Source organism: Micropruina sp., assembly GCF_027492755.1.
Classification (GTDB): Bacteria; Actinomycetota; Actinomycetes; order Propionibacteriales; family Propionibacteriaceae; genus Micropruina.
Map to the genome: position 1 here is coordinate 8,829 of NZ_JAPUED010000174.1, position 21,371 is coordinate 30,199.

Here is a 21,371-nt window from a genome sequence, read left to right on the forward strand (position 1 = left end):
TCGCTGGAGGCCAACCTGGCCGACCTGCGCCGGCACGCCGCCGATTTCGCCGCCGATTTCGCCGCCGGCAGAGGCTTCACCTTCACCGTCCTCGATCCCGCCGACGGCGATGTGATCGGCTGCGTCTACCTGTACCCGATGGCATCAGCCGACCATGACGTCAGCGTCCAATCGTGGGTGCGGGCGTCCCACGCGCACCTGGACGGCCCGCTCGCCGACGCGGTCGCAGCCTGGATCAGCCGCGCCTGGCCGTGGAGAAGCCCGTATCGCTACGGCCGCTGATCGGCCTCATCTCCCGTACCGCTCCCAGTGGTCGCGGCCTCCGGCGAACACGTTGACGTCGATGAACCGTTCCTCGCCGGCGTAGCCGTCGAGCCGGTACCGGTCGCTGAACTGCCAGAACGTCCACGGCCGGCCGTCGGGCAGCGACGGCGTCCGCCAAACGTCGCGAATCCAGATGTCGACGTCGGGGAAGGCCCCGGAAAGGTAGCGGTCGTACGCCTCACTCGTGGTGTAGACGATCGGCCTTCGGCCGTAGTGGGCGACCAGTCCGTCCAGCAGCACGTCCAACTCGCGCCGTACGTCCTCGACGGGTGCCGGGTGGAGCCAGAAGTCGCCGTAGAACTCGAGATCGACGGCGACCGGCAACAGATCGGCGCGGGCCGGCACGGTCCGGATCACGTTGTCGGCCTGCGTCGTCCCGCCGCTGGTGAAACTGAAGAAGTGGTAGGCGCCGACCCGCAGCCCGGCGGCGGTGGCGCCGTCCAGGTTGGCGGCGAAACGGGGGTCGACCAGTGTGCTGCCCTCGGTGGCCTTGACGAACGCGAAGTCGATGCCCTGCCGGGCCAGCACCGGCCAGTCGATGTCACCCTGGTAACGGGAAACGTCGACACCGCGAACCGGATAGCGCTCATCCGACGGACTATTCGGATGCACCACGCCGGCCCCCACCAGTCCCGCGACGAGTCCCACCGTCGCCATGAGGGCGGCGATGCCGACGATCAGCCATCGCGAACCGCGTCCACGAGACCTCACCGCACTGCGCTCCTCACCGCCCCGGGCCGAGCGATGCGCCGCCTCCCCAGCCGTCTTGCCACCCTACGCGGGACACGTCTGCCGGTCGCGATACGGTAACTCGGTACCCGGCGGATGCCGACGGCGGGCCGGATCCCGAGGAGTGCGCATGACGATCGAGCGCCGCCGCCCCCTGCTTCGCCCCGTCGACGTGATCGATGTCTTCGTGTACGTGGTGGTGCTGAACCTGGCCACCGAGTACGTGCCGGCGGTGATTGCGGAGACCTTCACCTTGTCATTGCTGACCGCATTGCTGCTGAAACTCGTGCTGGAGGCCGTCGTCTGGGCGAAGAACCGAGTCAAGCGCCGGTTCAAAGCGGCCCGGACGCCGCTGGCCAAGGTCGCGGCGGGGTTGCTGTTGTGGGCGCTGATGGTCGGCAGCAAGTTCGTCGTGCTGGAGGTCATTGCGTTCTTCTTCGCCGATCGGGTCAGCCTCGGCGGCTTCTTCTCGGTGACCCTCCTGATCCTCGCGCTGCTGCTCGCACGGTTGGGAGTCCGACGCCTGCTGGCGGTGGACGCCGCCCCGGCGCCACCCGGTTGACCGCAGGAGTCGGCCGGAAGGCCCATGCCCAGTCGGTTCACGGGGCCCTGTCAGGCGGGTAGCACCACCAGGTTGCCGACCTTGCGACCGCCGTCGATCCGCCGGTACGCCTCGGGCAGGGCCGACAGCTGGCCGACCACCGTGACCACCGGATCGAGCCGCTGATCGGCTGCCCACCCGAGCAGTTCGGCGACATTCTCGACCTGCTCGCTGGCCGGGCCGGCATACACACCCCGCCCGCCCCGGATCGTGTCGAGCAGGCCCGCGACCGCCAACACCAGCGCGCCCCCGGGCGCCCGCAGCCGCAACCCGTCAGCCCGCGACAGGTTGCCGACGGCATCGAACACCACATCGAACCGCTCACCGATCTCCGCGACCGGCGTCGTCGTGTAGTCGATGCAGCGCTGGGCACCCAGGCGCCTCGCCAGATCCCGGTTCGCCGCCGAACAGACCGCGGTCACCGTTCCGCCCAGGATCGTCGCGATCTGAACGGCCGCCGAACCGACCGAGCCGGACGCCCCGTTGACCAGCACGGTGGCACCCGGCTGCATCGCCGCCCGGTCGCGCAGGAAGTGCAGCGCGGCGGTGCCGCCGAACAGGACACCAGCAGCATCGGGATGGCTGAGCAACGCCGGCTTGCGCACCGCGGTCACAGCGGGGACCACGACGAACTCGGCATGACAGCCCATCCGGACGCCGGTCATGCCGGCCACCTCGTCACCCAGCCCGAACTCATGCACCCCGTCGCCCACCTGGGCCACCACCCCGGAGAAGGTGCCGCCCAGCACACGGGCCCGCGGGCCACGCAGTCCGATCGCCAGCCGGGCGAGCAGCCCGAAGCCCGGCGGGAACCGACCAGCCCGCATCCGCGCATCGCCGGAGTTCACCCCGGCCGCCTCGACCCGCACTACCACCTCGCCACGACCCGGACGTGGCACCGGCGCGTCCACGACGACAACCGAATCCGGCGGCCCATAGCGCTCGACACGCACTTGTCGCATTTCCATTGATCCTCTCCTTACACATGTAAGTCTTGCTGGTCAGCGTAACCTTAGAGGTGTAAGACGGCAAGGAGGGCCATGGCAGATCGGCAACCACTGACCGCTCGGCGGGTGATCGAGGCTGCAGCCGCGGTCGCCGATCGAGGTGGCCTCACCGCAGTGAGCATGCGCAACGTCGGAGCGGAGCTCGGCGTGGAGGCGATGTCGCTCTACCACCATGTGGCCAACAAGGCGGCGCTGCTGGACGGCCTCGCCGACTGGGCGTTCGAGCAGTTCGCACTACCGCCGGTCGATCGCGCCTGGCGTGAGGCGATCGCGATCCGATCGGCGTCGGTGCGCTCGGTGCTCACCACCCACCCGTGGGCGTTGGGCCTGGTCGATTCACGATCCGACCCCGGACCGGCGTCGCTGCGGCACTATGACGCCGTGATCGGCTGCCTATTGCGTGGCGGGTTCGGCATCGCGACCGCGGCCCGGGCATTCTCGGTGATCGACGCCTACGTCTACGGCTTCGCGCTCACCGAACGGAATCTGCCCTTCGACTCGGCGTCCGGCGCCAACGACTTCGCCGCCACCGTCACCCTGCCGACCGATGAGTATCCGCATCTCACGGCCCTGGTCAGCAGCGTCACCGCAACCGACGAGTACTCGTTCGCCGCCGAATTCGAGGTCGGCCTCGGCATCATCCTGGACGGGCTGGAGCGCCAACTGGGGTGACCACCCAGCCCTGATTCGAGCATGCACCCGGCCCCGGTCGACCGGTGGCCGGGCCGTGCCTGAACCTCCCCACCGCCCATCTCTCGGAGAGAACGGAAGTCAACCTCGACTTCAGGGCCTGATTGCCGCGCCGTGCGGGCGGGTGATTGTCTAGGCCACACCCCCCAGAACCGAAGGCTTTGACCATGACCGTTGCTGCACTCCGCGCTGCCCGAACTCTCGGCGGCGTCACCCTCACTCTCGCGTTGACCGGCGGCCTGCTCACCGCCGTCGCCGCAGGCCCGGCGAATGCCGCGCCCCTGCCGTCCGCCAAGGCCGCGGCCAAGGCGAAGACCACCACCATCGCCAGCCAGCCGAAGAGCGCCACGATCAACCGCTACGGCACCGGCACCAGCGCCACGCTCAAGGTCAAGGCGTCCGGCACGAAGCTGAAGTACGCCTGGCAGTCGCGGCCGGCGTCCGGGTCGTGGAAGAGCATCAAGAAGGCGACCAAGTCGTCCTACAAGGTCACCTCCAGCACATGGGCCAACGGCACCAGGTTCCGGGTGAAGGTGAGCGGCAGTAAGGGTTCGGTCACCTCGAAGACCGCCACACTGACCGTGCGCCAGCCCACCAACACCCCCGCCAAGGACGCCGCGAAGGCGTTCGGCCTGAAGGGCCTCAGCCAGGGCGTCGACCTGTCGTCGTATCAGTACGCACCATCGGCGAAAGTGAAGCCGTCCGTGCTCGCGGACTGGACCGGCGACAACGGGTTCGCCATCCTGCGGCTGGGCAGCGGCGCGCGTCCGATCAACCACGCCTACACCGACGCCTGCAACGGCAAGGCCCGCTCCACCGGCAGCGCCCCGGTCGTCGCCGACTGCGCCTACGCTGCACTCTCCGATCAGGTGAAGGCCGCCGGGCTGCGCCAGGGCGCCTACTGGTTCAACGGCTGGACGACCAGCGTCGACACCAGCCCCGGCAACCTGTTCGCCGGCAGCCACACGCCGGAGAAGTCCGCCGCGCAGTTCGTCGAATGGCTGAAGGCGGACGGCAACTACACCAAGGCGAGCACCAGTCCGCTGGTGATCGACGTCGAGGCCGGCGGCACCTACACCAAGACGTCGAAGGGCAAGAGCTACACCCACAAGCTGCGCGCCTGGAAGCCCGCGGAGGCGTACCGCTTCCTGACCAAGGTCAAGGCGCTGCTCACCGAGGACGGCTACCGCGCGAACCTGTACGTCTACCTCACCGGCGCGATGGCCGAGCAGAAGTCCGGCAACAAGTACCTCTGGTCGGACGTCGCCGGCATCGCCCGGCTCTGGGTGGCCTCCTGGGGCGACAACAACGGACGGGTCCCGAGCAGCCTGCCCCGGGTCGGCCCCTGGTCGAGTCACGGCGGCTGGTCGATCTGGCAGTACACCAGCAACCTGCGGATCGCCGGTGACGGCGTCGACGCCCTGGACGGCGACATCGCCACCAAGGACGCCTGGACTCCCCGCAAGTAGTACCCAGCCCTCCGCTGGCGGGATCGCGAGCCGCTGCCGCTTTGCAGGGCGGCAGCGGCACGCCAATGTGTCAGTCACCCGAGGTCTCGACAAGCTCGACCACCGGACGCGGCACTCAGCTCTGGGCTCAGCCGATGACGCCTGTATCCACGTCGGGAGTGCCGTCGGCGTTCATGTCCGCGTTGCGGGCGCGGCGGGCATCCCAGCGCAGGCTGAATGCACCCAGAACACCGGCCAGCAGGGACGCGGCCAGCACTCCGGCCTTGGCGGCACCGCGATGGGCGTCGTCGTCGAAGGAGAGCTCCGCGATCAGCAGGGCCACGGTGAATCCGATGCCGGTCAGCAGTCCGACGGGCAGCAGGTCGCGCAGGCCGAGTGCGTCCGGCAGCCGCAGCGGTGTGAGCCGGGTCACCAGCGCGGTGGTACCGAGGACTCCGACGAGCTTGCCGGCCAGCAGGCCGAACAGCACCGCATAGAACACCGGCTCGGACGTCACCGCCGGCCCGCCATCGCCGACCAGGGTGACCCCGGCGGCGAAGAACGCGAACACCGGCAGCGCCACGGCCGCCGACCAGGGCCGGACCAGGTCGCCGTAGCGGTGGGTGCGCGATTCGGGTTCGCCGTGGATGGCGACCGGGGGCACCGACAGGCCCATCAGCACGCCCGCGATGGTGGCGTGCACCCCGGAGGCGTGCATGAATCCCCAGGCGAGCGCAGCCACCGGAAGCAGCGCCCACCACGCCGTCCGGCGCAGTCTGACCAGCACCGCGAACAGCGCGACGGCCGCCAACGCGCCGGCCAGCATCGGTCCGGAGATGTGTTCGGTGTAGGCGATTGCGATCACCACGATGGCCAGCAGGTCGTCGACCACCGCGAGGGTGAGCAGGAAGACCCGCAACGCCCGCGGCAGCCCGCGTCCGAACACGGCGAGCACCGCCAAGGCGAACGCGATGTCGGTCGCGGTCGGGATCGCCCAGCCGTGCAGCGCCTCGGGTCCGCCCGCCGCTGCGGCCACGAGTGCGAAGATCGCCGCCGGCACCGCCATGCCGCCCACCGCCGCCAGCACCGGTACCGCCGCTTCACGCGGCTGACGAAGGCTGCCCGCCACCAGTTCATGCTTGAGTTCCACGCCGACCACGAAGAAGAAGAGGGCCAGCAGCCCGTCGGACGCCCAGGCCGCGACGCTCAGGTCGAGATGCAGTGCCGCCGGCCCGACCACGGCCCCGGCGAGCGCGTGATACGCGTCCGACCAGGGTGAGTTGGCCCAGGCAAGGGCGAACACGGCCGCGATCAGCAGCAGGATGCCGCCGGGCACCTCGTCGGTGAGCCGTTGGAACAGCGACGCGGGGCGGTTCTGTGAAGTCATTCGATCTCCCAGTTCTCGAGTCCGCTCCCAGGTGGAAGCGCCGCCGACCAGACTTCCCGGCACACCGGGGTCAGGATATCGAGTGCCGGCGACGCCACAGCCGGCCGTAGTTGAGCCGCGTCGCACGGCTCCGGACATGAGGAGATCCCGGCGTCCACCAGGATGACCGCCGGGCTGAGCTGACGGGGATCGCCCGGTCACCGGAGCACGATGCATGAATCTGTGAGACTTTATTTACGAAAAACGTGCCGTGCGTTTATCACGCAGACTTACGAACTCCCGTGAAAGGGTGGCCTGCCCTACCAACACCCCTAGCCAACGCGATTTGACGGCCACCTGGAGGCTATTTTAAAAAGCCTGTTTATCGTAAATAGCGTGGTAGTTAGGTAAGGCTAAGAATGCTTGTTGGCCTGGATTCTCCGGACTATCGTGAAGATCAATAAACCGAGTCCAACACACCCAGGGAGGCTCCGATCATGAGCACCATCTCGCTCTCACTCGTCAAGTCCTGCGCCACCAGCGCCTGCGCTTTCAACAACGGTGGCTGCACGGCCGGGGCCATCAACGTCGGCGGCACCGATACCGCCACCTGCACGACCTTCACCGACTTGGACGCGCGCGCCGGCCTTGCCTCGGCGAACGGCCAGGTGGGCGCCTGCAAGCGCCTCGAATGCGTGCACAACTCCGACCTGCTGTGCACGGCCGGCGAGATCGTGGTCGGCGACTCCGCCGACTGCCTGAGCTACTCCGTCGGCTGAACTGAACCTACTGCGACGAGCTGGCCGAGCCGATCGGCCAGTTCGTCGAGTGCGTCCGCGGGCTCTTCGAAGGCCAGGAAGTGAACGCTGGCGCGACCCAGAGTGACCGCCATCAGGGTGAGACCGGTGCGGTCGATGTCCACGCAGAACACCCGTCCCTCGGTGTGCGAACAGGTGACCTCTGCCCGGCTGGACAGCTTGACCCCGGCCTCCCAACCCGCTGCGGCGGCCGTCAGCAGACCGGTCAACTGGTTTTTCGATAGCCCCCCGACCAGGTCGCGGGCGTTCCACTCCTGCTCGGCATCGGGAAAGCTACGGCAGCCCCACCGGGCGCCGCCCGCGGGATGCAGGCCGGCCACTTCACCGAACGGCAACGGGGTCACCCCGGCACTGTCGTGCAACAGCACCCGGTCGCTGCGGACGATGCCCAGCCGGCCACCCACCATGGTGGCGAGTTCGGTGAGCCGCGGGTCAAGATCGGCGTCGGCGAGGTAGTCGTGGACATCCTCCTCGGACAGCCACTCCAGGGTGCCCAGAAGATGCACCGCGCAGGCGGTGATCCGAACCGCCGACTCGGGTGCCTCCTTGACGATGTCGAGCCGGACGCGCAGCGCACCGTCCGCCCACGTGGTCGTCGGCACCGCATCGTCGGCGAGGCAGGCCACCACCAGGTCGCCGGTGGCACTCATCCCGTGGCAGAGCGCACGTGCCTCGACCAACGGTTCCAAGTCGTAGGCCACCAGCGCGGCGCGTCCGGCCCCGCAGAGCAGGCGGCGTGCCAGCGATACGGAACGAGCGCGCATCGTATCGACGCGCGGGTCTTGGACTGTCGTGTGGACGGGTTCCACGGGACCCCCTGGTGTCACGGCGTAACCGACTGCCGACATTTAGTAAGGGGAGCCTAACCTTATTTCCGGACCGCCGGGCGCGGTTGTCCCAACTGTGGGACGGCGGGTCACGATTCGGCCGCGCCCCTCGTCATCCCGGCGTCTAGCGAAGCGGGGCGGCGAAGAACTCCTTCTCGTGGACGCAGGACGCCCGGAAGGCGCGGGCGGCGGCCCGGCGGCTGCTGGCGTCGGCGCGTTGCACGGCGCCCTCGGTGATCTCGATCGCCCGTCGGGTGGCCGCCGCGAAGGCCTCGTCGGCGTAGGTGGCCAGCCAGTCCGCGTACGGGTGGCCGGGCCGGTTGCGGGTGGCCAGGGCGTCGCCGACGTCGGCGTAGATCCAGAAGCAGGGCAACAGCGCGGCGGTGAGGACCGCGTAGTCACCGGACGATTCGGCGGCGGCGAAGTGGTCGAGGTAGGTGGTCGTCACCGCCGAGGGTTCGGTCCGTTCGACAATCTCGGGAGCCACCCACGACTCGTGCAGTTGCAGTTCGGTGGCGATCGCCGAGGTCGAGCATTCGAGCCAGAAGGCCCGCTCGTTCTCGTCGGTGGCCAACTCCGCGGCGGCGGCGAGTGAGGTCGCGTAGCGTCCGAGGTAGCGGGCGTCCTGGGCCAAGTACCAGGTGAACGCGTCCGTGCCGAGACTGCCGTCGCCGAGCGCTCGGACGAACGGCAGTTCATCGATCTCGGCGCGAATACCGGACGTCTGTTGCCACCACCAGGCGGTGATCGGGCCCGGGACCGGACCACCGGCAGCCTCCCAGAGCGGCCCCAGATGGTGCACCGGCCCGTTGCCGCGTCCGACGTCGAGGTCGTCGGCGCGGGCGATCGCGGCGGCCAACCAGTCGGTGCTCTCGGCCAATGCCCTGGGCCAGTCGGCAACCACCGCGAACCGGGTGGCCAGCGCCGACGACAGCGAGCAGCCGGTGCCGTGGGTGTTGCGGGTGGCGAGGCGCGGATGGTCGGCCTGGGTGAGCACGCCGCCAGGTCCGACCAGCGCGTCGCTGACCGTGTCGTCGGTCAGGTGACCGCCTTTGGCAACCACCAGAGCACCGGTCGAGGCTGCCACCTGCCGGGCCTGCGCAAGAGTGGCCGGCCAGTCGGCGGCCGGCTCGGCATCGGCCAGCACGGCGAGTTCGGGCACATTCGGGGTCAGCACATCGGCCAGCTGCGCCAGTTCGCGCAGCGCCTTCTCGGCGGCCGCGTCCAGCAGCCGGTCGCCGCTGGTGGCGACCATCACCGGGTCGAGCACGACCACGGCGGGGCGGACGCGTTCCAGCCATTCGCGCACCGTGTCGATCACCTCGATGGTGCCGAGCATGCCGAGCTTGACCGCGTCGATGGCGACATCGTCGGAGACGGCGTCGAGTTGGGCGCGCAGGAACTCGGTGCCCGGGTAGTGCACGGCGCGGACGCCCTGGGTGTTCTGGGCGACCAGTGCGGTCACCACCGACATGCCGTAGCCGCCGCAGGCGGCGATCGCCTTCAGGTCGGCCTGGATGCCGGCACCGCCGGTGGGGTCGGTGCCGGCGATCGACAGCACGTTGGGCACCGGCCGGATCATGCCGCCACCTCGCTCGTCCAGCGGTCGAGGTAGGCGCGGGCGGCTACACCCGGGTCGGGAGCGGCGCAGATCCCGGAGACGACGGCGACACCGGCCAGTCCTGAGTCGCGCAACACCGGCAGGTCGTCGGGCAGCACGCCGCCGATGGTGACCGACGGCAACCCGGTCAGCGCGGCGAGTTCCGCCACCCGGGCCGCGCCGAGTGCCGGGTCGGCGTCCGGCTTGGTGGCGGTGTCGCGCAACGGCCCGATGCCGAGGTAGTCGGCGTGCGGTTCGGCGGCCCGGATCTGTTCGGGCGTGGCCGCGCTGACCCCGATGAGCGCGCCGGGCCACAGGAGGGTGCGTGCCGCGGCCGCGGGCAGGTCGCTCTGGCCGAGGTGCACACCGGCGATCCGGACGCCGCGCGCGTGAGCGGCGAGCGCCACGTCCACCCGGTCGTTGACGATCAACACGCAGTCGTCCGCGCCCGGCACGGCGGCGATCGCTTCGGCGACCGCGGTGACCTCGTCCAGGAAGGCGGCCCCGGAGGCGTCCTTGGCCCGCACCTGCACCGACCGGACGCCGTTGGCGACCGCGTCCGCAACCGTGGCAGCAACGCTGCGGCCGGCGGCAGCACACTGGCCGGCGTCGGTGACCAGGCAGACCGCGAGAGTGGAGGGGTCCAGGCTCATCGGGCCACCTCCAGCCGTGCCCGCTCGGCCAGGGCGTCCGGGCTGAGTCCGGCGAGGGCGTCCAGCAATGCGACGGCGAACGACCCCGGCCCGGACGCGGTCAATGCCGCGTCTTCGGCGGCGACCGCGTAGGCGCAACTGGCGGCGGCAGTGGACAGCAGCCGGTCGTCACCGACCGCGGCGAAGGCGGCCATCACCGCGCCCAGCGCGCAACCGGCGCCGGTCACCCGGGTGAGCAGCTCGTGCCCGTTCGCCACCCGCACGGTGGTCTTCCCGTCGGTGATCAGGTCGACCGGTCCCGATACCGCAACCACGGCCTCCAGCCGAGTGGCGAGCCCGGCGGCCGAGTCCGACGCCGCGTCGACGGAGAGAGTGGCATCCACACCTCGTCCGGTGGCGTCCGAACCGCTCAGCGCGGCGATCTCGGAGGCGTTGCCACGGATGACGGCCGGCCCGTCGGCCAGCAGTTCGTGGGCGAGCCCGGTGCGGACCGGCAGCGCCCCGATGGCGACCGGGTCGAGCACCCAGGGCGTCCCTGCCGCGTGCGCGGCGGCGGCCGCCTCACGCATCGCCTCGGGTTGTCGTCCACCCAGCGTGCCCAGGTTGATCAGCACCCCGGACGCCACGGACGCGAACGGCCCGGCCTCGTCCGGGATGTCGACCATGGCCGGGGCGGCGCCGAGGGCCAGCAACACATTGGCGGTGAAGCCGCTGACCACGTGGTTGGTGAGGCACTGCACCAGTGGCGCCTGGTTGCGGACGGCGTCCAGCAAGGCGGCGCTGGCGTCGGCAAGCGCCGTCGCGGAAGTCAGGGAAGAAGGCTGTCTCATGACGAATCCCTTCGCTCGTGCTAACGAGAGCAGGTTCTGCGGGTGTGATCTCAGCCGGCTTCGGTACCGGCACCCCGTGTCGCCAACCACCCTAGCGGGTCAGCTCGGACCCGCGGCTAGGGACCGCCGGAGTGGCCCATCCGAAGGTCGTGGCTCATGCGAAGGTCGTGGCTCATGCGAAGGTCGTGTAGGAGAAAGCGATGCTGTGCCGCAGTTCGTCGAGTTCGGCCAGGTCGGCCGCGGACGGCTCCCATCCACCGGCGGCCACGTTGGAGGTGATCTGTTCGGGACGGGTGGCTCCGCTGATCACGCTCGCGACGGCCGGCTGGGCGGCCAACCCGCCGATGGCAACGGTCAACAGCGGCAGGTCGCGGGCATCGGCGAACGCCTGCAGGGCCTCGATCCGGTCCCAGCTGGCGCCCGCGAGACGTCCGGCCTGGTTGGCGTTGGCCAGCCGGCTGCCCTCGGGTGCGGCAGCGTCGCGGCGATACTTTCCGGTCAGAAGTCCGTAGGCCAGCGGGAAGTAGGGGAACAGGCCGATGCCGAAGCGTTCACAGGCCGGCACCAGCTCGTCCTCGGCGAGCCGGTTGTACAGCGAGTACTCGTTCTGCGCCGAGATGAACCGTTGCCGTCCGGCGCTGCGGGCCGTCCAGTCGGCGTCGACCACCTGCCAGGCGGTCAGGTTCGACGAGCCGATGTAGCGCACCTTGCCCTCGGTGACCAGGTCGCTCATCGCGTCCAGGGTCTCTTCGATCGGCGTGATCGGATCGGGCCGGTGCAGTTGGTAGAGGTCGATGTAGTCGGTGCCGAGCCGGCGCAGGCTGGCCTCGACCGCGCGCCGGATGTAGCGGCGTCCGCCATGGGCGCCGAAATGCTCCGCGTCATGGTCGCCCATGCCGAACTTGGTGGCGACGATGACGTCCTCGCGACGCGTACCCAACGCCCGGCCGAGGTACTCCTCACTGACCCCGTCGGCGTAGGAATCGGCGGTGTCGAAGAGGCTGATACCGGCGTCCAACGCCGCGTCGACCACGGCTTTCGTCTGGTCGTAGTCGATCCGGGCGCCGAAGGCGTTGCACCCGACACCCACCACGGACACCATCAATCCACTGTCACCCACGGCTCGATATCGCATATCGGCAACCTACCCGCGGCCTGCGCGCACCGCCGTCGGTGCCGGCATCGTGAGCCAACGCCCCGGCATTGCCATCCGAACCCCTTCGGGTGGGCTGTGGCCGAAACCGGCGGGTTAGCCTGGGGATTCCCCGGACGAGGAGAAGAAGCATGACCGCAGCGAGCTTCGTCGTCGTCGCCAACCGGCTTCCGGTGGACTCGGATTCCGACGGCGGCTGGCGGCACTCACCGGGTGGCCTGGTCACCGCACTCGAACCGGTGATGCGCTCCACCCGCGGCGCCTGGGTCGGCTGGCCGGGCCAGCCTGACATGGAGGTCGAGCCGTTCGACTTCGACGGCACCCGGCTGATCCCGGTGACGCTGAGTACCGACGACGTCGAGCTGTACTACGAGGGCTTCTCCAACGACACCATCTGGCCGCTGTACCACGACGTGATCGCCGCACCCCGCTACTCACGGGCGTTGTGGGAGGCCTATGTGCAGGTGAATCGGCGGTTCGCGGACGCCGCGGCGCGGGCTGCCGCGAAGGACGCCACCGTCTGGGTGCAGGACTACCAGCTGCAGCTGGTGCCGGCGATGCTGCGGGAGCACCGCCCCGATCTCACCATCGGCTACTTCCATCACATTCCGTTCCCGGCCTACGGCCTCTACTCCCAGTTGCCCTGGCGCCGGCAGGTGGTCGAGGGCCTGCTCGGCGCCGACGTGATCGGCTTCCAGCGGGTCGCGGACGCCGGCAACTTCGCCCGCGCCGTCCGACGGCTGCTGCACTACGAAACCAGGGCGTCCGGCATTCGGGTTCCACAACCGGACGGCACGACTCGGCGGGCGCTGGCGAAGGCCTTCCCGATCTCGATCGACGCCGCGTCCTACATCGAACTCGCCGCCCGCGAGGACATCCAGGCTCGCGCCCGGGAGATCCGCGAGGGGCTGGGCAACCCCGCCCACGTGCTGCTCGGCGTCGACCGGCTCGACTACACCAAGGGCATCGGACATCGGTTGAAGGCTTTCGGTGAACTGCTGGGCGAGGGACGGCTGTCGGTCGAGGACGTCACCCTGGTGCAGGTCGCCAGCCCGAGCCGTGAGCGGGTGGAGACCTACGCGCACCTGCGCGACGAGATCGAACTGACCGTCGGGCGCATCGACGGCGACTTCGACACCGTCGGGCACACCGCCGTGCGGTATCTGCACCAGGCGTTCCCGCGCGAGGAGATGGTGGCCTTCTTCCTGGCCGCCGACGTGATGCTGGTCACCGCCCTGCGCGACGGGATGAACCTGGTCGCCAAGGAATATGTGGCGAGCCGCACCGACAACCACGGTGTGCTGGTGTTGAGCGAGTTCGCCGGCGCCTACGACGAACTGGGCCGCGCGGTCACCGTCAACCCGCACGACATCGAAGGGCTCAAGGACGCCATCATGCAGGCGGTCAACATGCCTGCGGCCGAGCAGCGGCGCCGGATGCGTTCGTTGCGCCGGCGGGTGCTCGAGCACGACGTCGAGGACTGGTCGCGTGAGTTCCTGGACGCGCTGGCCGACGCACGCAAGGGTGCGATGTGATGAGCACCGCCGACCTGTCCCCCGCGCGCCCTTTCCACGACGGCGACCGGCGACTCAGCGACCTCGCCGCAACATCGCGGCTGCTGGTGGCCCTGGATGTCGACGGCACCCTGGCTCCCCTCGACGATGAGCCGATGCGGGTCCGGCTGCTGCCGGCGGCACGGCACGCGGTGACCGACCTGGCCAGGCTGCCGGACACCTTCGTCGCCCTGGTCTCGGGGCGGACGTTGCACGATCTGCGGGTGATCACCGAGCACACCGACGACTCGCCGTGGTGGCTGGCCGGTTCGCACGGCGCGGAGTACTGGATACCCGGCGAGGGTGAGCCGCCGCGTGACGAGGACAGCACGACGCTCGACCGGCGCGATGCGCTGCGGCAGCGGGCCGAGGCCCTGGTCGAGTCGCTGCCGGGCGCCTGGATCGAACCGAAGACCTTCGGTTTCGCGCTGCACACCCGACTGGCGGACACCGAGGCGACCGGCTCGGCGCAGCACGCGGTCGACGACCTGATGGCCGCCGAGGCGGCCGATTGGCGGCGGCGCACCGGTCACGACGTCATCGAGTACGCCTTCCGTGAGGAGGGCAAGGACGCCGCCGTCCGGTTGTTGCGGGAACGCACCGGCGCCACCGCCGTGCTGTTCGCCGGCGACGACGTCACCGACGAGGACGCGTTGGCCAGCCTCGGACCTGGCGATCTGGGCGTTCTGGTCGGCGACCGGGACACCCACGCGACCGTCCGGGTCCCCGACATCGACGGGTTGGCCGCCCTGCTGCTCCGGCTGGCCGAGCTCCGGGCCCAGCCCGGCCGTTAGGCCGGCATGCCCGTCTTCGGCGAGCTGCGCGCCTTCGTCCGGGCGAGTCTGCTCGATCCGGCGGACGAGCCCGGCACCGCGTCCCGCCGCCGGTGGATCGTCACCGGCGTCACGCTGGTCGCCGGTGCCGTCACTCTGGGCTGGTCGCTGTCCATCCGGCCCGGCGATCCACTGTTCTATCCGGCGACGATCGGTGTCGCGGTGGTCTGGCTGGTGGGCGCATTCGCGTCCGGGCCGCTGCGACTGGGTCACGGACGGACCCGGACCGGCGGCGCCAGCAGAGCGCTGTTGCAGGGGGTGATCCTGGGTGGCCTGCTGTTGGCGGTCTTCCTGGCCGGCGCCCTGCTGGTCGGACGGCTCCCCTGGCTGCGCGGACCGGTGGACCTGCTGCTGGCCCATGCCGGCTACGGTGCATTGCCGATCGTGGCGGCCATCACCGCGCTGAATGGCGTCGCCGAGGAACTCTTCTTCCGCGGCGCGGTGTTCGCCGCGCTGACCAGGTGGCGGGTTGCCGTCAGCACCGTGGTCTACGCGGTGGCGACGATGCCGTCCGGAGTGCCGCTGCTGGTCTTCGCAGCCGTCGCGCTGGGGGTGGTGACCGGCCTGCAACGTCGCGCCACAGGGGGTGTATCGGGCCCGATCGCCACCCACTTAACCTGGTCGCTCGGCATGCTGTTCGCCCTTCCCTGGGCCCTGGACGTGGGGAGCTGACGTGAAGACCCTGGTCACCGGCGCAACCGGCTACATCGGTTCGCACCTCGTTCCGCGACTGCTCGATGCCGGGCACGACGTCCGGGTGCTGAGCAGGAACCCTGACCGGCTGCCTGCGGCCTGGCGGGACCGGGTGGAGGTGAGCCGTGGTGACGCCACCGACGACCGGGCGCTCGCCGCGGCCCTGGAGAACGTCGAGGTCGCCTACTACCTGCTGCATTCGATGGACGGACGGGGCGATTTCGTCGCCCGGGACCGGCAGCTCGCCACCCGGTTCGCGGCGTCGGCCCGGGCGGCCGGTGTGCACCGGATCGTCTACCTGTCGGGGTTGCATCCGAGCGGGGAACTGTCCCCGCACCTCGGCTCACGGGTCGAGGTCGGCGAGATCCTGCTCGGTTCCGGTGTGCCGACGGCGGTGTTGCAGGCCGGTACCGTGCTGGGCGCGGGCTCGGCGTCCTTCGACATGCTGCGGCACCTCACCGAACGGCTGCCGGCGATGATCGCGCCGAAGTGGCTGGACCGGCTCATTCAGCCGATCGCCGTCGACGACGTGCTGTACTACCTGGTCCGGGCCGCCGAGTTGCCGGACGAGATCAACCGCAGCTTCGACCTGGGCGGACCCGACGTGCTGAGCTACCGCGAGATGATGCAGCGCTACGCCGGCCTGGCCGGGCTGAATCCCCGGCTGATCGTCACCGTGCCGGTGCTCACCCCGAGATTGGCCAGCCTGTGGGTCGGCTTGGTCACCCCGATCGCCTCGGGCATCGCTCGGCCGCTGGTCGGCTCACTGATGCACGACGCCGTCCGCGACGAGTTCGACGCCGAACAATGGATGGGCGTGCCGCCGGGCGGTCCGGCCGACTTCGACACCGCGATCACCCGCGCGCTGCGCGACGTCGACCCCCAACTGTGGATCCGCAGCCTCGGACTCGTAGCTGCCGCGGTCGGCGCCACGGCACTGGCCGGCGGGCTGCTCACCGACCCGGACGGCGGCTGGTACCGGCGCCTGCGCAAACCGTCCTTCCAACCGCCGGCGTTCGTGTTCGCGCCGGTGTGGACGTCGTTGTATGCGCTGATCACCACCGCTGCGGCAGCGACCATCGCGGACGCCCGGGAGGCCGACAGGAACGACGACGCGGACCGCTTCGAACGGGCATTGGCGGCCAATCTGGCCTTGAACGCGTCCTGGAGCGGGGTGTTCTTCCGCGGTCATGCCCCCGTCCCGGCCACCCTGGTCGCCGCACTGCTCGCCCTCAGCAGTGCCGATCTGGCCCGGCGAGCCGCCCCGTACGGCCCCGGCAAGGCGGCCGCGCTGGGTGCCTACGCGGCGTGGTGCGGCTTCGCGACGGTGCTCAGCTCGGCGATCGCCGTCAAGAACCGGCGACGCCGTCAGTGACCCGCGGCGACGGTCGGATCGGCCCGCGGCAGCGAGTACGCCACCGCATGGTGCGCTTCGTACAACAACAGGTCGTCGGCGCCGGGCACCTGGAGCTGGACGCCGCGGCCGAAGCCGAGCTCGGCGGCTTCGCCGCTGAACCGGGCGCCACGCTCGCGTAGTTCCACCATCGTGGCGGCCAGGTCATCGCACATCAGGGCCATGCTGTGCTGCCGCGGCGCCGTCCAGGCCCTGCCCCGGTGGACGCCGCTGGTGGGATGCACCCCGACCTCGCTGGGTCCACTGCGGAAGATCAGCCATTCGGCCGGATCGGTGCCCCCGGTGCCCGCGCCGCCGACACCGGAGTCGCCCTCGGCTCCCTCGGAGACGAACGGCCAGCGCAGCACCTCGGCGAAGAAGGCCCGTGTCGCTGCCGGGTCATCGGAGTAGATCATCGCGTGGAGGGCGGTCAACATCCGTTCAGGCTAGTTCGTACGGCCACGACAGAGAACGCCGTGGCGCGAAGGTTGCCGGCCGGGCACTACTGCCGAGGCCCGGTCGACGGCGCGGCCGGGTCGATTTCAACATTCCTCCCCTTTCGCCCCGCCCGCTGCCGTCGAATTCATCTGTCTGGTCAGACATCGCTGCTTGTGACGCCTTACAACAGTTGATCGCGTCGGCCGCTGTAATTCATGACAGGCCCCGACAATCGACTGACTTGTCAGTCAAAGACGCCGCCAATTCACCATTGCGCATGCCGCAACAAGCGTGACGTCGGCGTCGATCGGCATTCGGGCACCGGCGTCCGACAATTCCGAGCGGGACTAAATTCGCGACTCCCCGCGGAGTGCCGGCCCTGGCGGCTTGCCGGCGGGCTCAGGCCGTCCGCAGGCGGGATTGCGCCTGAGCGGAGCCCTCCACCGGTCGTGAATCCTCCCCCGGACGTGAATGAAGGGCGGACGCCTAGAACGTCCGCCCTTCATCCCGCAGGGCACTGCGGTTGCGGTTGACCAGGCGAACCTGATCGAAACCACTAGGTCCGGCCCTCAGCTATCGGGGGGATTCCTTGGTGCCGGACGCAAACTCATCGGATGGGGGGCCGAAAAGTTGCTAGTACTAGTTGATCAGATTCCTGGACACTCGTCAAATCTTTCTTGGACGACTGTCCAGTTTATTCACCATGAGTTACTGAACGATAGTAAAGTTACCGGCGCTAGAGGAAGGCGCTCATGACTACGACTACGGAGCGGTCCGCTCGATCCCACGCGGACAAATTCTCCGCCCGCCGAACGATGCTCGCCCAGTCGGCGCTGACCGCGCTGGCCGAGCACGGGTTCGCCGACACCGGGCTACGCGACATCGCTCACTACTCCGCCCTGTCGCACGGGTCGCTGCACTACTACTTCGACGACAAGGACGACCTGATCGCCGAGGCGGTGTGGGCATTCAAGTCGACCTGCGCACGCCGCTACGACGAGATCGTCGCCACGGCCACCGACTGCACCGAGCTAGCCACGCAGGTGGCCGCCCTGATGGCCACCACGCTGCGCAAGGATGCCGCGCTGCACCGCCTCTGGTACGACTTGCGCAACCAAGCCCTGTTCGGTCGCGGCTTCGGCAGCACGATCGTGCGCATCGACGAACTGCTGCAAGAGATGGTCTGGTCGATCGTGGCTCGATACAGCGAGTTGCACGGCAGTCCGTCCCGCTTCGAACCGGCCTTCGCCTACGCGCTGGTCGACGGCCTGTTCCAGCACGCACTGATCAGCTTCCTTCGCGGCGACCTCGACGCCCCCGAACGGCTACAGCGGGAGTGTGCCGCTCTGCTGGCCAGCGCCGTCTAGCAGCGTCGGCTGGGCGGCGCGCTCGTGCTCGAGCAGCCAGCGCTTCCGTTCGATGCCTCCGGCGTAGCCGGTCAGGGTGCCGGAGGCGCCGATCACCCGGTGGCACGGCACCACGATCGCGATCGGGTTGCGTCCGTTCGCCAGGCCGACCGCCCGCGAGGCCGTGGGCTGCCCGATGTGCCTGGCCAGCTCGCCGTAACTCCAGGTCTCGCCATAGGGAATCTTGCGCAGCGCCGCCCACACCTTGTGCTGGAAGGCCGTGCCGGACGCCGCAAGCACCAGGTCGAAATCATCGCGCTCACCGGCGAAGTACTCCCGCAACTGAGCGGCAGCCGCTTCCGATTCATCGGACGGCGCCGCGGGAACGTCCGGCTCACCGAACTTCACAGCGGTGACCGCACCGGCTGCGTCGACCGCGATCCAGAGCGGGCCGACCGGGGTGTCGAGCGTGGTGATGTTCATGATGCCTCCGGGATTCGGTTGATCGGGTGGTCCAGCAGAGACCACAGGTACTGGGTGGCGTAGCTGCGCCATGGACGCCAGCCCGCAGCCGCAGTGTTCAGTTCGGCGCCGGTGGTCAGGCCGCGTTCACGGGCGGCCCGGACGATGCCGAGGTCGCCGCCGGGGAACGCGTCCGGATCGCCGAGGGCACGCATCGCAATCAGTTCGACGCTCCAGGGCCCGATGCCGCGCAGGGCACCGAGAAGCTCCCGTGCCTCGGCCCGGTCGGCGCTCTCGCTCAGGTCGAGTCGTCCCTCGGCCAGCTCGCGGGCCAGTCCGATCAGGGTGTTGGCCCTGGCGGCCGGGCCGGGGATGTCGCCGGGCGCCAGTGCGGCGACGGCCTCCGCGGTCGGGAAGAGATGGGTGAGTCCGCCGGCGGGATCGCTGACCGGTTCACCGAGCCGCTGCACCAGGCGTCCGGTCTGGGTACGGGCGGCGGCGGTCGACACCTGCTGCCCGAGCACGATCCGCAGGGCGAGTTCGGCGCCGTCCGGGCTGCGCGGGACGCGGCGTCCGGGTGCGGCTGCGACCAGCGGCGCGAGCAGCGGATCGGCCTCGAGAGCCTCACTGACCGCGACCGGGTCGGCGTCCAGGTCGAGCATCCGCCGGCAACGTCCGATCGCCGGGGTGAGGTCGCGCGGATCGGTCAGCCACAGGGTGGCCGCAATGTGGTCCGGGCGGGGCTCGAGCGCGACGATGCCGGGGCCGTGCGGCAACGCGAGCGTCCGACGGTAGGCGCCGTCGCGCCACTCCTCCACCCCCGGCACGGCGGTGGCCACCAGATGGCCGAACAGGTTGCTCGGCTCGAACGGACGCCGGAACGGCAGCCGCAACTCGACCGCACCCAGCTGGGTGCGAGGGGTCGAGGTGCGCCGCAGCCGGGCTCGCAGCTCGCCCGGGGTCAGGTCATAGGCGGCGCGGATGGCGTCGTTGAACGACCGGACCGATCCGAAGCCGGCGGCGAAGGCGACCTCGCCCAGCCGCATGGACGTCGTCTCCAGCAGCACCCGGGCGGTGTGGGCCCGCTGTGCGCGAGCCAGCGCCAGCGGGGTGGCGCCGAGTTCGGCGGCGAGCGCCCGCTGCAACTGCCGCACCGAGTACCCGAGCCGCTGCGCCAGTCCCGCGACCCCCTCTCGGTCGACCAGTCCGTCGCCGATCAGCCGCATGGCCCGCGCCACCGTGTCGGCGCGGACGTCCCACGCCGCGGAGCCGGGCACCGTGTCCGGCCGGCAGCGACGGCAGGCCCGGAAGCCGGCGTCCTGAGCGGCGGCAGCGGTCGGATAGAAGTCGGTGTTCTCCGGACGCGGGGTCAGCGCCGGACAACTCGGCCGGCAGTAGATGCCGGTGGTGGCGACGGCGGTGAAGAACTCGCCGTCGAAGCGGGCGTCACGGCTGGCGACGGCCCGCAAGCACACCTCACGACTCGGAATCATGGCTCCATCATGGTCGCCGCCACCGACAAGACCTAGCAAGAATGCGACATGGAGTTCCGGCTCGAGTTCGGTCCGGTCTCGCGGGGTTCGTCATCCCGCCGACGCCGGGATCTCCGCGGGACGCCGGTCATGCCAACAACGGCGTCCGGCGGTTCAGACCTCGGCGCGGGCGATCGTCTCCGCGGTGGCCAGGAACCGGTCGCCCTCGTCGGGGTAGCCGAACCAGTGCAGATAGAGCCCGGTGGTGACCCGTTCGACGAAGCCCCAGCGCCAGACCCGCTCAGGCACCGCCTCGCCCCCCTCGACCAGCATCTGGCAGCCCTCCCGCAGCAGCGCCACGCCGGCGCCCGGACGCCTGGTCTCTGCGCCTGCGAACTCCAGGCAGGCGTCGCGCAGCACCACGCCCAGGTCGTAGGCCCGCTCACCGACGAAGCCGTCCGGGTCGATCAGCGCCCAGCCGTCGCCGCGCCGCAGCACGTTCCCGGCGTGCGGATCGCCATGGCAGACCACTTCGGCACGTTCGTCGGCGGCCAATTGTTCGGCGTAGTCGGCCGCCAATGCCAGGGCGGTGGGCGTCGCCTCGCCGTAGCGCGGGCCGAGGTCGGCCAGAATGCCGCGCAGCCCGCCCGCCTTGGACTCGAACGGACGCCCGACCGCCACCGGCACCGCCCATGCCCGGCGCAGCAGCGGCACTATCGTGCGCACCTGTCCGATCAGGTCTGACCGGACGCCCCAGAGCGTGCCGCCCAGCCGCTCGGTGAGCAGCACCCCGCGGGAGGCGTCCCAATCGAGTACCCGCACGTAGCCGTCCCCGCCGGCGGCGAGCAGTACCGCCGCGGCGATGTCCTGGACGCCGGGCAGCTGGATCTTCAGCACCGCGGCAGTCCCGTCAGGGGTGATCACCGCCAGCGGCGGCGGGTTGACTCCACCGCCGAACCACTCGGTCGGCGTCAGTGCCCAGGCACCACACACCTGCGCCAGGACGCACTCGTAGTGCGCCACCTCCGCACCGATATCTCGCTGGGAGATCACCTCCCGACGCCGCGCTTCGTCGATGGCCGCCACGATCACCTCCGAGTCCACCGTCCGAGGCTAGTGCCGTCCCGGCCTCAGA

The 21,371-nt window shown here is 70.1% G+C and carries 22 protein-coding genes and 1 riboswitch; of the genes, 10 read left to right on the forward strand and 12 right to left on the reverse strand.

All coding sequences use genetic code 11. From position 1 onward, the window contains the following. The coding region (locus Q0066_RS11965) for a hypothetical protein (RefSeq protein WP_298133176.1) at positions 1-282 on the forward strand (282 nt) is incomplete at its 5' end. A gap of 6 nt (positions 283-288) precedes the next feature. On the opposite strand, the gene Q0066_RS11970 is transcribed toward Q0066_RS11965, so the two are convergent. Next, entirely contained in the window at positions 289-1,035 is a 747-nt protein-coding gene (locus Q0066_RS11970; protein ID WP_298133177.1) for a GH25 family lysozyme, read from the reverse strand. Between the two features lie 148 nt (positions 1,036-1,183). On the opposite strand from Q0066_RS11970, the gene Q0066_RS11975 reads away from it, so the two are divergent. Next, positions 1,184-1,615: a hypothetical protein gene (locus Q0066_RS11975; RefSeq protein ID WP_298133179.1), complete on the forward strand. Its 432-nt coding sequence runs from the start codon at positions 1,184-1,186 to the stop codon at positions 1,613-1,615. A gap of 50 nt (positions 1,616-1,665) precedes the next feature. Here the strand turns inward: Q0066_RS11975 and Q0066_RS11980 are convergent, their stop codons facing one another. Next, positions 1,666-2,622 (reverse strand): NAD(P)-dependent alcohol dehydrogenase, encoded by a 957-nt coding sequence (locus tag Q0066_RS11980; protein ID WP_298133181.1) that lies wholly within the window; start codon positions 2,620-2,622, stop codon positions 1,666-1,668. A 72-nt stretch (positions 2,623-2,694) separates the two neighbouring features. Between Q0066_RS11980 and Q0066_RS11985 the strand changes: the two genes are divergently transcribed. Both Q0066_RS11985 and Q0066_RS11990 read left to right on the forward strand, forming a co-directional pair. Continuing rightward, positions 2,695-3,333, forward strand: coding sequence for a TetR/AcrR family transcriptional regulator (locus tag Q0066_RS11985; protein WP_298133183.1), 639 nt, complete (start codon positions 2,695-2,697; stop codon positions 3,331-3,333). Positions 3,334-3,518: 185 nt separating this feature from the next. Then, positions 3,519-4,820, forward strand: a complete 1,302-nt coding sequence (locus Q0066_RS11990; RefSeq protein WP_298133184.1) for a GH25 family lysozyme — start codon at positions 3,519-3,521, stop codon at positions 4,818-4,820. Between the two features lie 127 nt (positions 4,821-4,947). Here Q0066_RS11990 and nhaA read toward each other — a convergent pair whose 3' ends face one another. Then, a complete protein-coding gene (gene nhaA / locus Q0066_RS11995) occupies positions 4,948-6,186 on the reverse strand; it encodes a Na+/H+ antiporter NhaA (RefSeq protein WP_298133186.1) in 1,239 nt (412 codons plus the stop codon). A 476-nt stretch (positions 6,187-6,662) separates the two neighbouring features. Between nhaA and Q0066_RS12000 the strand changes: the two genes are divergently transcribed. Continuing rightward, the gene (locus tag Q0066_RS12000; protein ID WP_298133187.1) at positions 6,663-6,944 is read left to right on the forward strand and encodes a DUF1540 domain-containing protein; all 282 of its coding nucleotides are present in this window, start codon (positions 6,663-6,665) and stop codon (positions 6,942-6,944) included. On the opposite strand, the gene Q0066_RS12005 is transcribed toward Q0066_RS12000, so the two are convergent. From Q0066_RS12005 to Q0066_RS12025, 5 genes are all read right to left on the reverse strand, one after another. Then, positions 6,929-7,747, reverse strand: a complete 819-nt coding sequence (locus Q0066_RS12005) for a hypothetical protein (RefSeq protein WP_298133189.1) — start codon at positions 7,745-7,747, stop codon at positions 6,929-6,931. The two genes, Q0066_RS12000 and Q0066_RS12005, sit on opposite strands and share 16 nt — an antisense overlap. Positions 7,748-7,934: 187 nt before the next feature. Continuing rightward, positions 7,935-9,392, reverse strand: a complete 1,458-nt coding sequence (gene thiD / locus Q0066_RS12010) for a bifunctional hydroxymethylpyrimidine kinase/phosphomethylpyrimidine kinase (protein WP_298133191.1) — start codon at positions 9,390-9,392, stop codon at positions 7,935-7,937. Further along, entirely contained in the window at positions 9,389-10,063 is a 675-nt protein-coding gene (gene thiE / locus Q0066_RS12015; protein WP_298133193.1) for a thiamine phosphate synthase, read from the reverse strand. The genes thiD and thiE overlap by 4 nt, the downstream gene beginning before the upstream one ends. After that, positions 10,060-10,893, reverse strand: coding sequence for a hydroxyethylthiazole kinase (thiM, locus tag Q0066_RS12020; protein ID WP_298133196.1), 834 nt, complete (start codon positions 10,891-10,893; stop codon positions 10,060-10,062). Before thiM ends, thiE begins: the two co-directional genes overlap by 4 nt. Continuing rightward, positions 10,881-10,980: riboswitch (TPP riboswitch) on the reverse strand. (Overlaps the previous gene by 13 nt.) An 85-nt stretch (positions 10,981-11,065) precedes the next feature. Continuing rightward, a complete protein-coding gene (locus tag Q0066_RS12025) occupies positions 11,066-11,995 on the reverse strand; it encodes an aldo/keto reductase (protein WP_298133198.1) in 930 nt (309 codons plus the stop codon). A gap of 182 nt (positions 11,996-12,177) precedes the next feature. On the opposite strand from Q0066_RS12025, the gene Q0066_RS12030 reads away from it, so the two are divergent. The 4 genes from Q0066_RS12030 to Q0066_RS12045 are packed head-to-tail and all read left to right on the forward strand — an operon-like array spanning position 12,178 to position 16,500. After that, the gene (locus tag Q0066_RS12030; RefSeq protein WP_298133199.1) at positions 12,178-13,581 is read left to right on the forward strand and encodes a trehalose-6-phosphate synthase; all 1,404 of its coding nucleotides are present in this window, start codon (positions 12,178-12,180) and stop codon (positions 13,579-13,581) included. Further along, positions 13,581-14,393, forward strand: coding sequence for a trehalose-phosphatase (gene otsB / locus Q0066_RS12035; RefSeq protein WP_298133201.1), 813 nt, complete (start codon positions 13,581-13,583; stop codon positions 14,391-14,393). The genes Q0066_RS12030 and otsB overlap by 1 nt, the downstream gene beginning before the upstream one ends. 6 nt (positions 14,394-14,399) lie before the next feature. Beyond that, the gene (locus tag Q0066_RS12040) at positions 14,400-15,104 is read left to right on the forward strand and encodes a type II CAAX endopeptidase family protein (RefSeq protein ID WP_298133203.1); all 705 of its coding nucleotides are present in this window, start codon (positions 14,400-14,402) and stop codon (positions 15,102-15,104) included. 1 nt (position 15,105) lies between these two features. Beyond that, positions 15,106-16,500 carry a tryptophan-rich sensory protein gene (locus tag Q0066_RS12045; protein ID WP_298133205.1) on the forward strand — a complete coding sequence of 465 codons (1,395 nt, stop codon included), beginning with the start codon at positions 15,106-15,108 and terminating at the stop codon, positions 16,498-16,500. Here Q0066_RS12045 and Q0066_RS12050 read toward each other — a convergent pair. After that, entirely contained in the window at positions 16,494-16,955 is a 462-nt protein-coding gene (locus Q0066_RS12050; RefSeq protein WP_298133206.1) for a VOC family protein, read from the reverse strand. The genes Q0066_RS12045 and Q0066_RS12050 overlap by 7 nt on opposite strands. 753 nt (positions 16,956-17,708) lie before the next feature. On the opposite strand from Q0066_RS12050, the gene Q0066_RS12055 reads away from it, so the two are divergent. Next, a complete protein-coding gene (locus Q0066_RS12055) occupies positions 17,709-18,323 on the forward strand; it encodes a TetR/AcrR family transcriptional regulator (protein ID WP_298133208.1) in 615 nt (204 codons plus the stop codon). On the opposite strand, the gene Q0066_RS12060 is transcribed toward Q0066_RS12055, so the two are convergent. From Q0066_RS12060 to Q0066_RS12070, 3 genes are all read right to left on the reverse strand, one after another. After that, positions 18,282-18,785 (reverse strand): methylated-DNA--[protein]-cysteine S-methyltransferase, encoded by a 504-nt coding sequence (locus Q0066_RS12060; protein WP_298133209.1) that lies wholly within the window; start codon positions 18,783-18,785, stop codon positions 18,282-18,284. The genes Q0066_RS12055 and Q0066_RS12060 overlap by 42 nt on opposite strands. Next, positions 18,782-20,257 (reverse strand): DNA-3-methyladenine glycosylase 2, encoded by a 1,476-nt coding sequence (locus tag Q0066_RS12065; protein ID WP_298133210.1) that lies wholly within the window; start codon positions 20,255-20,257, stop codon positions 18,782-18,784. The genes Q0066_RS12060 and Q0066_RS12065 overlap by 4 nt, the downstream gene beginning before the upstream one ends. Before the next feature lie 153 nt (positions 20,258-20,410). Further along, positions 20,411-21,340: an aminoglycoside phosphotransferase family protein gene (locus Q0066_RS12070; RefSeq protein ID WP_298133212.1), complete on the reverse strand. Its 930-nt coding sequence runs from the start codon at positions 21,338-21,340 to the stop codon at positions 20,411-20,413. Between the last annotated feature and the right edge of the window lie 31 nt (positions 21,341-21,371).